The organism is Streptomyces sp. NPDC005811, from assembly GCF_040630405.1.
GTDB lineage: Bacteria > Actinomycetota > Actinomycetes > Streptomycetales > Streptomycetaceae > Streptomyces.
Map to the genome: position 1 here is coordinate 14428 of NZ_JBEXXK010000043.1, position 13962 is coordinate 28389.

Consider the following 13962-nt stretch of genomic DNA (forward strand, 5'->3'; position numbering starts at 1 on the left):
TCAGCCAAATTTCCGCCCTCCCGAGACCATGGCCGCGGTGAACTCCTCGGCCGACATACCTGTGAACACCCCGCCGAGGTACTGCACGGAGCGCTTGTCCACCACAGCGAGCTTGAGCGTGTAGAAGATGGACGCGCCCAGATCCAGCATCACTGTCCAGTCGCGCTCCAGAATCGCCTTCTTCTGCTCCGCGTTCAGGTGGTAGGCCTCGCAGTAGGCCGCCTCGTCCTCGCTGAACCTGCGTCGGTTCCCCTCGTCCGCCAGCGACCCGCACATCCGGTTGATCGCGTAGCCGCGCCTGCTGGCCGACAGGTCGAGCAGGTAGTTGTCCTGCGCCTTCGTCATGGTCATTCCCTCTCCGCAGCTGTGCCCGGCCGCTGCGCCGCCTCGCGCTGGCGTGCTGCCCGGACGGTCTGGGCGAGCAGTGTGGCGATGGTCATGGGGCCGACACCGCCGGGTACCGGTGTGATGTATGACGCCCGCTCGGCGGCAGCCTCGTACTCCACGTCCCCGCTGTCGTCCGCGTAGCCCGCGTCGACGACCACGGCACCGGGTTTGATCCATGCACCGCGGACCAGGCCAGGCCGACCGGCCGCCGCGACGATGACGTCCGCCTCGGCGACCCGCTCGGCGAGATCCACCGTGCGGGAGTGGCAGTAGGTGACGGTGGCGTCCCGCGTCAGCAGCAGCATGCCCACGGGCCTGCCCAGGATCGCGCTACGGCCGACGACCACCGCGTGCTTCCCTGCCAGCGGGATGTCGTACGCGTTGAGGAGCGCCATGATGCCGCCCGGCGTGGCCGACTCGAACCCGCCCTCCCCGAAGGCCGTGGTGGCGAAGGAGATCCGGGTAACGCCGTCGACGTCCTTGGCGGGGTCGATGGCCTCGAAAGCGGCCCGTTCGTCGATGTGGTCCGGTACCGGATGCTGGAGGAGGATTCCGTCGACCTCCGGGTCCTCGGACAGGTCGCGGATCTGCTCCACCAGCTTCTCGGTGGTGATGCCTGCGTCGAGTTCGATCCGCCGGGACCGCATGCCGACCTTCGCCGAGCGGTTGGCCTTCATACGGACATAGGTGTGGGAAGCAGGGTCGTCGCCCACCAGAACGGTCGCCAGTACGGGTACGCGATCGTGCTCTTCGACGAACGCGGACACCTCCTGCCGTACCCGCTCCAGGAGTGCCACCGACGCGGCTCTGCCGTCGAGGATCTGTGCAGTCACTAGAGCTCCCAGACTCCTAGAACACGACCGTGGTGTTGCCGTCCCGGATGACGCGGTCCTCGCAGTGCCAGCCGACCGCCCGGGACAGCACGAGCCGCTCGACGTCGGCGCCTCGGCGCTGCAGTTCGCGTACCGACTCCCGGTGGGAGACACGGACCACGTCCTGCTCGATGATCGGGCCCTCGTCGAGGTCCTCGGTCACGTAGTGTGCCGTCGCCCCGACCAGCTTCACGCCCCGCTCCTTGGCCCGCTGGTAGGGGCCCGCGCCCATGAACGCCGGCAGGAAGGAGTGGTGGATGTTGATGACCGGAACGCCGACGTCCGCCAGGAAGTCACCGGAGAGGATCTGCATGTAGCGGGCCAGGACGACCAGGTCCACGTTGCCCCTGAGGAGGTTCAGGATCTCCTTCTCGGCGGCGGACTTGTCGTCCTTCGCCACAGGCACGTGGAAGTAGGGGATGCCGAAGCCCCGCACCTCGTCCCCGAGATCGGGGTGGTTGGAGATCACCATCGGCACGTCCATCTGCAGCTCGTCGCGGCGGTGGCGCCACAGCAGATCGAGCAGGCAGTGGTCCGTCTTCGACACCATGATGGCCACGCGCTTACGGCGCCGTGCCTCCACCAGTCGGAACTCCAGACCCAGTTCCTCGCCCAGCCTCGTCCGCAGGGCCGCGTCGAGCTCGTCGAGCCGTCCCGGCAGGTCGGGCAGCCGGAACTCCGTGCGTTGGAAGAAGCGGCCGCCCACAGGGTCGCTCGACGACTGGTCGAGCCACACGATGTTGGCCCCCAGCTCTGTCAGCGCCCCCGACACGCTGGCGACGATGCCGGGGCGGTCGGCGCCCTGGACGATCAGGCGGCCGTGGTCCGCGTCGTTGATCTGCTCGGTCATGACCGGTCGTCCCTTTCGGAGGTCTGCGCGGAGACGGCGGACAGGAGGTGCTGCCGCCACAGTTCGGTCTGCCGGAGCTCGTTGAACGTGAAGATGTGCAGTCCGCGGATGTTGCCGTTGGTTTTCTGCACGGCGGTTCCCAGCCGCTTTGCCAGCTTCGTCGGGTTGTAGCCGCCCGGCAGCAGGAACCGCCACAGCAGGCTCTGCTGCTTCTGCAGGAACCGCGCCGACTGGCCGAGCCCGATGCCCGCCGAGATCCGCATCAGCTTTTGCCGGTTCACCGGGCCCGGCATTCCGACGTACACCGGCAGTTCGACGCCCGCACGCGCAATACCTGCTGCCCAGTCGGCGGTCGTCGTCGCGTCGAAGCAGATCTGGGTGAGGACCCGGGTGGCGAGGGGCGCCTTCTGCTTCAGGGCCAGTTCGAGGGCGTCCTGCGGGATGGCGGCATGGCCTTCGGGATAGCCGCCGATGCCGACCGCCTCGAAGGGATGCTGGTTCTCCTCCAGCGCCCGCAGTAGCGAGTATGCGTCCTCGAAGGCGCCCGCGGGTTTCGGCGCATCGCCGCCGATCACGAACACCGACCGGATCTGCGATTGCTTGAGACGGGCCACCACGTCGGCGACGTGGTGCTCGTCCATGAACTGACGGGCCGGCAGGTGCGGGGACACGACATAGCCGTGCCGCGCCAGGCGCTCCGTGAGGTCCAGTGTGTGGTCGATGCCCTTGGCCTCGGTCACCGTGACCGTCAGCGGGACCTCGGTGGGCACGCTGTGCAGCACATCCCGCTCGGTGTTCTTGAACGGCATCACCTCGTAGCTGATGTTGCGTACCAGGTCGGCGAGATGCGATCGACGGTGCCGGGCGACGGCGTCTTCCCGCTGTACGGTCATGGCTCTGTCTCGTTCCTTCCTACGGGCTGGGAATGTCTCGTGCGGCTCTGGTCCCGCGGTCGCAGGCGGGGTCGGAAGTGCGCTGTGACCGCGGACTTCCCGTGCACGTGGCGGGCACGACCGGTGTCGGGGCTTCGTCCTCTGATGACGCCATACGGTCGGCTCAGGGAGAGTCGTTCCCGGACTCGTGGAGATCGGGAGGAGGTACTGACGGACGGATCGGGGGATATGACGGCCGGTCGTCGGTTCGCCTCCGGATCGAGGGGCGGGACAACCGCCTCCCACGACACGGACGTCCTCCTGCGATCGGATCACATCCCGGGCCTGGTGTTCGCGTGGCGGGGACCGGTAGCACCGCCACCACCAGTACAGCGAATCGCCGAGCGTATTTCGTCGGGCATCCCGACCGATTCGGGCGAGACAAATGACTGAGAGGTGGGCGGCGAACCGGCCACTACCGCGGGATCCCCGGCCGAAGGCACCGCATGAGCACCTCGGCCTTGGCCCGAAGCTCGGCGTATTCCGCCGACGGTTCGGAGCCCCAGGTGATGCCCCCACCGGTTCCGTACGTCGCGACACCGATGTCCCGGTCGACCAGCACGGTGCGGATGGCGACGTTGAACCTGGCGCGGAACGGCGCGCCCGCGGGCGCGACCATCCCGACCGCGCCGCAATAGATCCCCCGTGGCCCGTCCTCGAGGTCGCGGATGATCTCCATCGTGCGGCGTTTGGGGGCACCGGTCACCGAACCGCATGGGAAGAGCGCCCGGAACACGTCGGCGAGACCGGTGTCCGGCCCGACGCCGGCCGAGACGTCGGAGGTGAGCTGGTGCACGGTCTCGTAGCGCTCGGCACGACACAGGGACGAGACCCGCACACTTCCGGGGACGGCGATCCGTGAGAGGTCGTTGCGGATCAAGTCCACGATCATGATGTTCTCGGCGCGTTCCTTGGCGCTGGCCCGCAGTTCGGCGACGATCCGCGAGTCCTCGGCCGGTGTAGCGCCGCGTGGGGCCGTCCCCTTCATCGGCCGCATGTGCACGAGACCGTCCCTGATCTCGAAGAACAGCTCCGGACTGGCGCTGGCGATAACGAAGCGACCCAGGTCCAGGTAGGCGTTGTAGGCACCGTTCTGTCCGAGTGCGAGATCGGCGTAGAACGCGGACAGCTCGCCCTTCGCCTCGCCCGACATCCGCGTGGTCAGATTGCATTGGTACGTCTCTCCGGCGGCGATGTGCCGCCGGACGGCCTCGACACGCGCACGATGCGTTTCTGGGCCCCACTCGGTGGCCCACTCCTCGGCGATGTCGTAGGCATCGGGCTCGGTCCGCCGCACGACACGTACGAGGCTCGGCTCCGGACAGACGCCGAACCACGCGAGGGGCAGACCGTTCACCGGTCGATGGGTTGTCAGCTTCGGATCCAGCCCGGACGCTGCCTCGTAGGCGACGAATCCGAACGCCCACCATCCCTTCGCCGTCGCCCGGTCCACTTCGTCGAGGACCGGGGCGACGTCTTCCGGCTGAGTGGCCACCAGATCGTAGGAGGTGCGGGAGAACTCCCAGGCCGTTGCGGAGCGCAGGTCGTCGAACCGTGCGGCAGTAGTGCGTGGCGTCATGGTTTCACCGGCTTCTTTGCCTGGGCGCCGGAGACGGCAGGGGCGGGCCGGAGAGCGCGTCCGTGATCGCGTGCCCCGCAGGCGCACATTCTGGGCAGGCGGCGGCGTTCTGTAGGCACGTCCGGTCCGGCCGACTGTCATGCAGGGACGAGCACGGAGGATCGTTCGGCGGACGCATGATGTCCCTTCAAGCCAGGAGGGCTCGCCGTGGGGCGCTGTGTCCGAGTTCTACGTCAGCACAGGACTGTATGTGCACGTCGTTGGGTGCCGACACGGCTGTACGGCGGTTCATACAGAGGACATTCGAGTCATCGGGACCGGGTCGGATGTCGCAGGGACGAGCGGCCCCGCTGCCGACGGGTGATCACACACGGACGGATCGGCGGTTGACCGGGCCGGTTGTGATGAGGTGGGCCGGCAACCACACACGTTCCTTCGCGGCGTCCGATCGGCCTGATCGTCACTTGGGCGGACGACCATCGGGACGAAGACATTGTCCGCTGGCCGGACATGTGTCCGTTGGCGCCTCCCTGGCAAGGGAATATCTTGTCGAGCGCCCGATCCCTTATTGAAGGGCTTGCTCGGCCGCGATCGCTCTCGGCCCGTAGGGGCTGGGTGAGCGCCCGCTGTCCGCATCGCGGACAGCGGTAGGCTGTACGGACAGATATCGCAGTCCGAGCCGGCCAGGGAGCAGGACCGGACTTCATCGAGGCGCTCGCCTGGGGCCTGGGGGCATCACCACGTTCCGGCCAGGCCGCACATGACGCTGTCCCGGGCGGCTGCCGCGACCGGCCTCGCCAGGCCGACCGTCCGAAGGATCCTGCTGACCCTGGAGGAGACCGGCCATGTCCGCTCCTTGAACCCGGGTCGCCCATGTACGGTCCATGGGGCTGTGGGGCATAGCCCGGCCATGCATGGAGCAACTGGTGGAGCGGACCGGCGAATCCTGTTCCGTGGCCCAGTTGGACGGATCGGACATCGTCTATGGCGCTCGGGGGGGGGCAGTCTCCAAGCTCGCGACCCTTTCGGTGCAGATCGGAACACCTTTCCCAGCGTTGCAGGCCTCCCTGGGCAAGGTGCTGCTCGCGGCTCTGCCAGCCGACGACCTGGAGCAAATGCTCGCCTAACTCCCACTCGGGGCTGACGCCGTGCTGGCGGCCTGGCGCGGAGGAACGGGACGCGGTCCTGTGTGAGGTGCGGGCACAAGGGTGCGCGCTGACCGACGAATAACTGGCGCCCGGCATCCGGTCGGTGGCCGCACCACTGCGTGACAGCTCCGGACGGGTCGTCGCGTCTCTCAATGCTCACTGTCACGCTCTCGAGACGTCGGTCGAGCGGCTCGTGGAGGAACATCTGCCGCGGCTGCTTCAGCCCGCGGGCGACATCGGCGCCGACCCCTCAGGCTTTCGGCGGCGCCCCAGGCTCAACGTGCGAGCGCGGGCCCCTTGCGGACGGTAGGCGGGAGTGGAGGGCCACCCGGGTACGCACCGGGCTCTCGGCAGCCACAGCCGGTAGGCATTTCGATGGCCCGCGTCGCGTTTCCGCCGCATGCCTCCAGCTGCCCGTAGGGCCAGAGCCGGACTTGATTTAGATCTCAATCATCTGCCATGGTGTCCGCTGTGCGGACGCTAGTCCGCACAGCGGCCCGAGGTCTGTTGAATCGAGGAGGATTCCATGGCCTTCGTGACGGAGGACAACCTCACCGATCTGGCGCTGAAGCGCTGGTCCACCGCCCACTCGCCCAGGCTGGCCGAGCTGATGACGGCGTTGATCCGCCACCTGCACGCGTTCACCCGTGAGGTCGACCTCACCGAGGGGGAATGGGCGGCGGCTGTGGAATGGCTCACGGCTACCGGCCGGATCAGCGACGACAAACGGCAGGAGTTCATCCTCGCTTCCGACGTGCTCGGCCTGAGCACGCTCGTCGTCCAGATGAACCACCGGTTCTCGGCCGCGGCGACGCCGGCCACCGTACTCGGCCCGTTCCACATCGACGGCTCACCGTCCGCCGCGTTCGGGGCGGACATGTCCGACGACGTCCCGGGCACGCCGCTGTTCATCACGGGCAGGGTCCTGGACCTCGACGGCGCCCCGCTGTCTGACGTCCTACTCGATGTGTGGCAGGCCGACGCCGACGGCACGTACGAGGCGCAGCTCCCCGAGGTCGACGAGGCGCGGCTGCGCGCCAAGTACCGTACCCGGTCCGACGGTACGTACTGCGTACGTACCATCGCCCCACGAGGCTACGCCATCCCGATGGACGGACCGGTCGGCAACCTGATCAGCGGGACCGACATCAGCTGCTTCCGTCCCGCGCACATCCACTTCCTCGTCGACCACCCCGGCCACGAGAAGCTCATCACGCACCTGTTCCGGCAGGGCTCCGCATTTCTCGACACCGACGTCGTGTTCGGCACCAAGGACGAACTGATCGTTTCCTTTACCGAGCGGCCCGCAGGCGATGCCCCCGACGGTGGCACGATCGCCGAGCCGCATCTGCATGCCGAGTTCGACTTCGTGCTCCAGGCCCGAGACGAAGACCCGCGGCCGTGAATCCGGGGCTGTTCCTGCTGCGGTTGCTGCTCGCCATGTGTTGTTCGGCCACGGCGCCCAGAAGCTGTTCGGCTGGTTCCGCGGCGCGGGCCGAACAGGGACCGCCGCCGTCTTCGAGCAGTGGGGCTCCGTCCCGGCCAGGCGGTGGTGGCCGTCGGCCTGACCGAACTGGCCGGTGCCGCCTCGGTCTCGACCGGCCTGCTCAGCCCCGTCGGCGGCGCACTGGGGTCGGCACCATGACGGTCGAGGCGACGGCGACCGTGCCGAACGGCTTCCAGGCCCAGAAAGGCGGCTGTGAGGTGCCCTTCTGGTACGGCCCCGTGGCCGCCATCCTCGCATTCCCCGGCCCTGGAGCCTGGTCCCTCACCACTCTCTCGGCCTGACCCGACTCGATGCTACGCATGGGATCCGCTGCCCTGGCCCTGGCCGTGGGCGTCGTACCACTGACAGACCGCGCCCCGGTCCTCAGAGCCCGATCCCTATCAGCCTCCACGACGGAGTGATCACATGACACCTCAAGCGCCACGCCCTGAAGAATTCGCCGCGGGCCGGCCCGTCCTGTTCCGCGACGCGACCGTGCTGACCATGGACCCCGCGATCGGCGTACTCGACCGCGGTGACGTCCTCGTGCGAGGCGAGAGGATCGACCAGGTGGGACGCGATCTGCAGGCCCCCGAAGAGGCCGTGGTCGTGGACTGCGCGGGCGGCATCCTCATGCCCGGCATGGTCGACACACACCGGCACATGTGGCAGACCGCGCTGCGCGGCCTCGGGTCGGACTGGACCCTGTCGCAGTACTTCGTCTTCTACTACCTCACCTGGGGCAAGATCTTCCGCCCCGAGGACATCCACGCCGGTAACCTGCTGTCCGCGGTCGAGGCGGTCGACGCCGGGGTGACCACCACCGTGGACTGGTCGCACGGCCTGCAGACACCCGAGCACGGCGACGCCGCCGTCGAGGCACTGCGCGCCGTGCCGGGCCGCTTCGTGCTCGCCTACGGCAATCTGCTCGGCGCCCCCTGGGAGTGGGTCAACTCGCCGGACTTCCGGGCCTTCGTCGACCGTAACTTCTCCTCGCGGGACGACATGCTCGGCCTGCAGCTCGCTTTCGACGTCACCGGTGACGCGGCCTTCCCCGAGAAGGCGGCGTTCGAGGCGGCCCGCGAGCTCGGCCTGCCGGTCACCACCCACGCCGGGGTGTGGGGTGCCACCGACGACAGAGGCATCCGGTTGATGTGGGACCACGGCTTCATGACGCCCGACGTCACCTACGTGCACTCGGCCACGCTCAGCGAGGACTCCTACCACCGGATCGCCGCCTCCGGCGGCACGGTGTCGGTTTCGGCGGAGAGCGAGCACAACGCGGGCCAGGGCTACCCGCCCACCTGGCGGCTGCGGCGTCACGGCATCCCGGTGTCGCTGTCCGTGGACACCAGCGTGTGGTTCAGTGCCGACCTGTTCTCGGCCATGCGCGCCACGCTGTCGGCCGACCGTACCCGCGAGCACATGACCGCGCACGAGACCGGGGAGACCGTGGTGCACAACAGCCTCCGGGCCCGGGACGTCGTGGAATGGGCCACCATCGGTGGCGCCGGCGTCCTCGGCCTGAGTGACACCATCGGCTCGCTCACCCCGGGGAAACAAGCCGACCTCGTCCTGATCAAGAACGACCGTTCCCCGGCGATGTACCCGATCCTGCACCCCTACGGCCACGTCGTCTATCAGGCCACCCGTGCCGACGTCCATACCGTCCTCGTCAACGGGACCATGGTGAAGTACGCCCACGAGCTGGTCGGCGCGGACCTGGGCCGGGCTCGGGACGCCGTCGCCGCGACCGTCGAGTACGCGCGCACCGCGATGGGCGAGGACGCCTGGCGGGAGGCCGTGGAGCCGGAGATCCCGGAGACCGAAACGATCTCCAACCCGTACCACTACAGCGACTACCGCGGCGAGGGCGTCGCCGTGCGACAGCAGGAGGGCTAGCCCATGGGTCCCGCTTCTCGCGGACCGCTCGACGGACTGTTGGTGGCCGACTTCTCCCGCGTCCTGGCGGGCCCCTACGCGACCATGCTGCTGGCCGATCTCGGCGCGGACGTGGTGAAGGTCGAAGGCCCGGGCGGCGATGACACACGCGGCTGGACACCTCCGGTGCGTGATGGCGTGTCGACCTACTACCTGGGCATCAACCGCGGGAAGCGGTCGATCGCGCTCGACTTCCGCGACGACCGGGATGCACGGCTGGCGAGGGAACTCGCGCGGCGCGCGGATGTGTTGATCGAGAACGTCAAACCGGGCGGACTGACCCGGTACGGCCTGGACCATGCCTCGGTGAGCTCAGGGAACCCGGGTGTGGTCTACACGTCGATCAGCGGCTTCGGAACCGGTCCAGGCCGGAGGGTGCCCGGCTACGACCTGATGGTGCAGGCGATCTCCGGGCTGATGAGCCTCACCGGCGAGCCGGACGGACCGCCGTACCGGGCGGGGATCTCCGTCTTCGACGTGATGGCGGGCAACCACGCAGCCATCGGCATCTTCGCCGCCCTGCGGCACCGTGATGCCACCGGCCGCGGCCAACTCGTCGAGGTCAACCTGCTGTCGTCGGCGCTGACCGGGCTGGTCAACCACAGCTCGGCCTACGTGGCCGGCGGCACGGTTCCCTACCGGATGGGAAACGCGCATCCCAGTATCTTCCCTTACGAACCGCTGCCGACGGCCGACCGGGACCTGATCGTCACCGCAGCCAACGACAACCAGTTCCGCAAGTTGTGCGACGCGCTCGGCATCCCCGGAATCGCCGATGACCCCCGCTTCCGACACAACACAGACCGCACCGAACGCCGCGCGGAACTGCGGCCGCTCCTGGTCGAGAGGCTGCGCACCAGGCCCGCCCTGGAGTGGTTCGACCTGCTCGTCGACGCGGGTGTGCACTGCGGGCCGATCAACACCATCGACGGCGGCTTCGCGATGGCCGAGCGGTTCGGGCTGGACCCGGTCGTCGAGGTGGGCGAGGGCGACCGGGCCGTACCCACCACACGGCACCCGATCCGTTTCTCCGAGACTCCCGCCTCCTACCGGCTGCCCCCACCGGAGCTGGACGAGCACGGGGCCGAGCTGCGCAAGTGGCTGGAGAACGAGCCGGGCGGCGACGACACGGAGGATGACCATGCCTGAGTACCCGACCGCGCTCGGTGCCTCGTCCTTGGACAGCATCACGCTGCTCGGCCAGGACTTGGCCGAGGATGTGATGGGGGAGGTGGGCTTCGGAGCGCTGGCCTTCTGGCTCGCCACACAGCGCCGCCCCACCGCGGGGGAGACACGGGTTTTCGAGGCCGTGCTTGCCGCGCTCGCCGACCACGGCTTCACCCCGACCGCGATCACGGCACGGCTGACGCTTCTGTCCGCGCCGGACTCGATCCAGGGTGCTCTTGCCGCGGGGCTGCTCGGCGGCGGCTCCCGCTTCCTCGGCGTGACCGAGGACTGCGGCCGTTTCCTGCACGACGCCCTGCCGACAGCGCGGGACAGTCACCCGACCGACGAGACGGGATGGGACGAGCTCGCCCTCGCGACCGTGCGTTCCTACCGCGCGTCCCGAAGGATGATTCCCGGCCTCGGACACCATGTCCACAAGCAGGGAGATCCACGGACCCCGAGACTGTTCCGGATCGCCACCGAGGAAGGCTTGTTCGGGCCGCACCTGTCGCTGTTCGCGGCCATTGGGCGGGTCCACCCCCAGGTGCTGGGCAGAACGCTGCCGCTCAACGGCGCCGGCGTCTGCGGCGCCGCGCTCGCCGACCTCGGCCTGCCGCTCGAACTGCTTCGCGCCTTCGCCCTGCTGGCCCGCACCGCCGGACTCATCGGTCAGCTCGCCGAGGAGATCCGCACCCCTGTCGCACATGGGATCTTCCTGTCGGTGGACCTGAACAACAAGCCTGTTCCGCCACAGCCGTACGATGACTCCCACGCCGCGGGCCACGCGTGACGGCAGCATGACCGGACCGCCGGTTCCCCGCCGCACGGCCAACCCCTCAGGGCGCCCACCGGCCCATCCCGAGGCAAGGACCTGAGCGCCAGGTCTGTCTGTCACCGCGCAAGTCTACCCGTGCCTTGCCGTCCCGTGCCCGGGCGCCAGGGGCGGTGGCCTGTTCTCCCGCTCGACGCCGGGCGCGCTTCGGCGCCCCCGCTCACGCCAGGACGCGCCCGGTCTTCCCCATCAACTGGTCACTCACTAATGATCGAGGTCACGAAAATCATGAGCAGTATGCGCAGGCACTGGAAGCGTTGGCTGATCGCAGGTGTGGCGGTGGCCGCCCTGCTGGTGGTGGGCGGCCCGTACGTCTACATCCACTACATCAAGGACACGGCTCCCTCGGAGCTCTCGATAGACGACGGGCAGCAGTCCGCCGGACAGGACGGAACATCGGCGCGCGCAGGAGTGGAAGGGGCCTGGAAGGTGGGCTCCGGCTCACAAGCCGGCTACCGGGTCGACGAAGTACTGTTCGGACAGAACACCACGGCCGTCGGGCGGACCGACAAGGTCACCGGAGATCTGACGGTCAAGGGGACCGAGGCAACCGAGGGCTCGTTCACCGTCGACCTCACCTCGGTGAAGAGTGACTCGGTGGAGCGTGACGGCCAGTTCCGAGGCGGGATCATGAACACCGAGAAGTTCCCGACGGCCACCTTCGAACTGACCCGGCCCGTCGATTTCGGTTCCGTGCCTGATGTGGGCAAGAAGGTCACAGCTAAGGCGTCCGGCAGGTTCACCATCCACGGAGTGAGCAAGAACGTCTCCTTCGACCTCACCGCCCAGCGTTCGGCCGGCGCCTTCCGCGTCCAGGGCTCACTGCCGATCACCTTCGCCGACTACGGCGTCGAGAGCCCCAACTTCGGCGGCATCACGGTCGAGCACGAGGGGACCATCGAATTCCTGCTCACGTTCCTCCCTGCGTGACGGCGGACTGATCCACCCCTCCTGTGGGCCCGCCCCGGCGCACTCCGGTCACATCGCCGTCCTGGTGGCGTTCGGCGGGTGGCCGGGCGGGTGTTACCGCCCCGTCCGGCCACCCGCCGGTCCCGACGGCGCCACCCCACTTGGGCACCGCGCCTCCGGCTACGTCAAATGACTCGGAAACGCCTTCCGATCAGGGCCGGTCAACACCAGCCATTCCCCCGATTCGCGCCGCACGGATCGAAACGAGACTTGACGCCGAAGTAATCGCCGACGGCGTCGAAGAAGGACGGGCCCACACATGACCGCAAAGAACCTGCAGCAAGTTCTGGACCAGGCCGGCAACACGGTGGAGCTGCTGCGCAACTCCCAGCTCGGGACCTACATATACCCGGTGGTGCCGTCCGAGTTCACCAACTTCCGGAGGGAGGTGACGGCGTGGACGCAGACGGCGGTGCTGTTCGACCAGTCCCACCACATGGTCAACCTGTTCATCTCGGGACCGGACGCGCTGCGGCTGATCTCCGACACCGGAATCAACAGTGTCGCGAACTTCCGGGTGGACTCGGCCAAGCAGTTCGTCCCTGTCTCGCCCGAGGGCGGAGTCATCGGTGACGGAATCCTCTTCCGCGAGGCGGAGGAAGAGTTCACCTACGTCGGCCGTGCCCCGGTCGCGAACTGGCTCACCTTCCAGGCCGAGCAGGGGTACGACGTCGAGCTCCGGATGGACGCCCGGTCGCCGTCCCGGCCGTACGGCAAGCAGGTCACCCGCGACCTGTGGCGTTTCCAGATCCAGGGTCCCCGGGCCTGGGAGGTCATCGAGAAGGTCAACGGCGGCCCGGTCGAGCAGCTGCGCTTCTTCCGCATGGACCACATGAACATCGCCGGTGAGCGTGTCCGCACGCTGCGCCACGGCATGGCCGGCGCGCCGGGCCTGGAGCTGTGGGGACCGTACGAGACGTACGACAAGGTGCGGGACGCGATCCTGGAGGCCGGTGTCGAGTTCGGCCTGGAGGCTGCGGGAGCCCGCGCCTACTCGTGCAACACCCTGGAGTCCGGCTGGATCCCGTCGCCCCTGCCGGCGATCTACAGCAGCGAGGGCCTGCGCCCGTTCCGCGAGTGGCTCGGCGCCGACAGCTACGAGGCGACCAACGCCCTGGCCGGCAGTTTCGTCTCCGACCGCATCGACGACTACTACCTCAACCCGTGGGAGCTGGGCTACGGCTCGTTCGTCAAGTTCGACCACGACTTCATCGGCCGTGACGCGCTGGAGGCCATCGACCCGGCGACCCAGCGGCGCAAGGTGACCCTGGCCTGGAACGCCGAGGACGTGGCCAAGCTGCTGGCCTCCCCGGTCGCCCCGGAGGGCCCCAGCTACCAGTTCTTCGACCTGCCCAACGCCAACTACGGGTCGTCCAACTACGACTCCGTGGTGGACGCCGACGACAACGTGATCGGGCTGTCGATGTTCACCGGCTACAGCGCAAACGAGCGGAAGGCCCTGTCCCTGGCCACCGTCGACCCCGAGGTCCCGCTGGGAGCCGAGGTCCGCGTCGTCTGGGGCGAGCCGGACGGCGGCAGTCGCAAGACCACGGTTCAGCCGCACGAGCAGTTCGCGGTCCGCGCGATCGTCAGCCCCGCTCCGTACTCGGACATGGCGCGCGAGACCTACCAGCCCGGCTGGCGTACCGGCGGCGCGAGCTGACGACCCGGGCAGGGCCCGGTCCCGCGTCGCAGCGCGATGTCGCCGAAACGGGGTCGGCGACTGTCCGACCACCGGCCCGGTTCCTGACGACCGGGCCGGTCCTTTGCTCGGGCCGGGGCGCGGGCCCGAGCCGGGA

At 68.6% G+C, this 13962-nt stretch carries 13 protein-coding genes and 1 pseudogene; 9 read left to right on the forward strand and 5 right to left on the reverse strand.

Going from position 1 to position 13962, the window contains the following annotated elements; translation table 11 throughout:
- The 5 genes from ABZ490_RS36080 to pabB form a co-directional block, all read right to left on the reverse strand.
- Entirely contained in the window at nucleotides 1-345 is a 345-nt protein-coding gene (locus ABZ490_RS36080; protein ID WP_359000068.1) for a protocatechuate 3,4-dioxygenase, read from the reverse strand.
- Nucleotides 346-347: 2 nt separating this feature from the next.
- Nucleotides 348-1220 carry a bifunctional 5,10-methylenetetrahydrofolate dehydrogenase/5,10-methenyltetrahydrofolate cyclohydrolase gene (locus ABZ490_RS36085; protein ID WP_359000071.1) on the reverse strand — a complete coding sequence of 291 codons (873 nt, stop codon included), beginning with the start codon at nucleotides 1218-1220 and terminating at the stop codon, nucleotides 348-350.
- Nucleotides 1221-1236: 16 nt separating this feature from the next.
- Nucleotides 1237-2109 (reverse strand): formyltetrahydrofolate deformylase, encoded by an 873-nt coding sequence (purU, locus tag ABZ490_RS36090; RefSeq protein WP_359000074.1) that lies wholly within the window; start codon nucleotides 2107-2109, stop codon nucleotides 1237-1239.
- Nucleotides 2106-3002 (reverse strand): methylenetetrahydrofolate reductase, encoded by an 897-nt coding sequence (locus ABZ490_RS36095; RefSeq protein ID WP_359000077.1) that lies wholly within the window; start codon nucleotides 3000-3002, stop codon nucleotides 2106-2108. The genes purU and ABZ490_RS36095 overlap by 4 nt, the downstream gene beginning before the upstream one ends.
- Nucleotides 3003-3456: 454 nt before the next feature.
- Nucleotides 3457-4620, reverse strand: a complete 1164-nt coding sequence (gene pabB, locus ABZ490_RS36100) for an aminodeoxychorismate synthase component I (protein WP_359000080.1) — start codon at nucleotides 4618-4620, stop codon at nucleotides 3457-3459.
- Nucleotides 4621-5380: 760 nt separating this feature from the next.
- Here pabB and ABZ490_RS36105 point away from each other — a divergent pair.
- The 9 genes and pseudogenes from ABZ490_RS36105 to ABZ490_RS36145 all read left to right on the forward strand — a co-directional run.
- A pseudogene (locus ABZ490_RS36105) lies at nucleotides 5381-5425 on the forward strand (hypothetical protein); the annotation flags it as partial.
- A gap of 109 nt (nucleotides 5426-5534) precedes the next feature.
- Nucleotides 5535-5747: a hypothetical protein gene (locus tag ABZ490_RS36110; RefSeq protein ID WP_359000273.1), complete on the forward strand. Its 213-nt coding sequence runs from the start codon at nucleotides 5535-5537 to the stop codon at nucleotides 5745-5747.
- 547 nt (nucleotides 5748-6294) lie between these two features.
- Nucleotides 6295-7173 carry a dioxygenase gene (locus tag ABZ490_RS36115; RefSeq protein ID WP_359000083.1) on the forward strand — a complete coding sequence of 293 codons (879 nt, stop codon included), beginning with the start codon at nucleotides 6295-6297 and terminating at the stop codon, nucleotides 7171-7173.
- A 236-nt stretch (nucleotides 7174-7409) separates the two neighbouring features.
- Nucleotides 7410-7556 carry a hypothetical protein gene (locus ABZ490_RS36120; RefSeq protein ID WP_359000085.1) on the forward strand — a complete coding sequence of 49 codons (147 nt, stop codon included), beginning with the start codon at nucleotides 7410-7412 and terminating at the stop codon, nucleotides 7554-7556.
- 124 nt (nucleotides 7557-7680) lie between these two features.
- Nucleotides 7681-9156, forward strand: a complete 1476-nt coding sequence (locus tag ABZ490_RS36125; protein ID WP_359000088.1) for an amidohydrolase family protein — start codon at nucleotides 7681-7683, stop codon at nucleotides 9154-9156.
- 3 nt (nucleotides 9157-9159) lie between these two features.
- Nucleotides 9160-10344, forward strand: coding sequence for a CoA transferase (locus ABZ490_RS36130; RefSeq protein WP_359000091.1), 1185 nt, complete (start codon nucleotides 9160-9162; stop codon nucleotides 10342-10344).
- Nucleotides 10337-11152 carry a citryl-CoA lyase gene (locus tag ABZ490_RS36135; protein WP_359000093.1) on the forward strand — a complete coding sequence of 272 codons (816 nt, stop codon included), beginning with the start codon at nucleotides 10337-10339 and terminating at the stop codon, nucleotides 11150-11152. Before ABZ490_RS36130 ends, ABZ490_RS36135 begins: the two co-directional genes overlap by 8 nt.
- 270 nt (nucleotides 11153-11422) lie before the next feature.
- Nucleotides 11423-12124: a YceI family protein gene (locus ABZ490_RS36140; protein WP_359000096.1), complete on the forward strand. Its 702-nt coding sequence runs from the start codon at nucleotides 11423-11425 to the stop codon at nucleotides 12122-12124.
- 298 nt (nucleotides 12125-12422) lie between these two features.
- Nucleotides 12423-13826, forward strand: coding sequence for an aminomethyl transferase family protein (locus ABZ490_RS36145; protein WP_359000099.1), 1404 nt, complete (start codon nucleotides 12423-12425; stop codon nucleotides 13824-13826).
- Nucleotides 13827-13962: the final 136 nt, after the last annotated feature.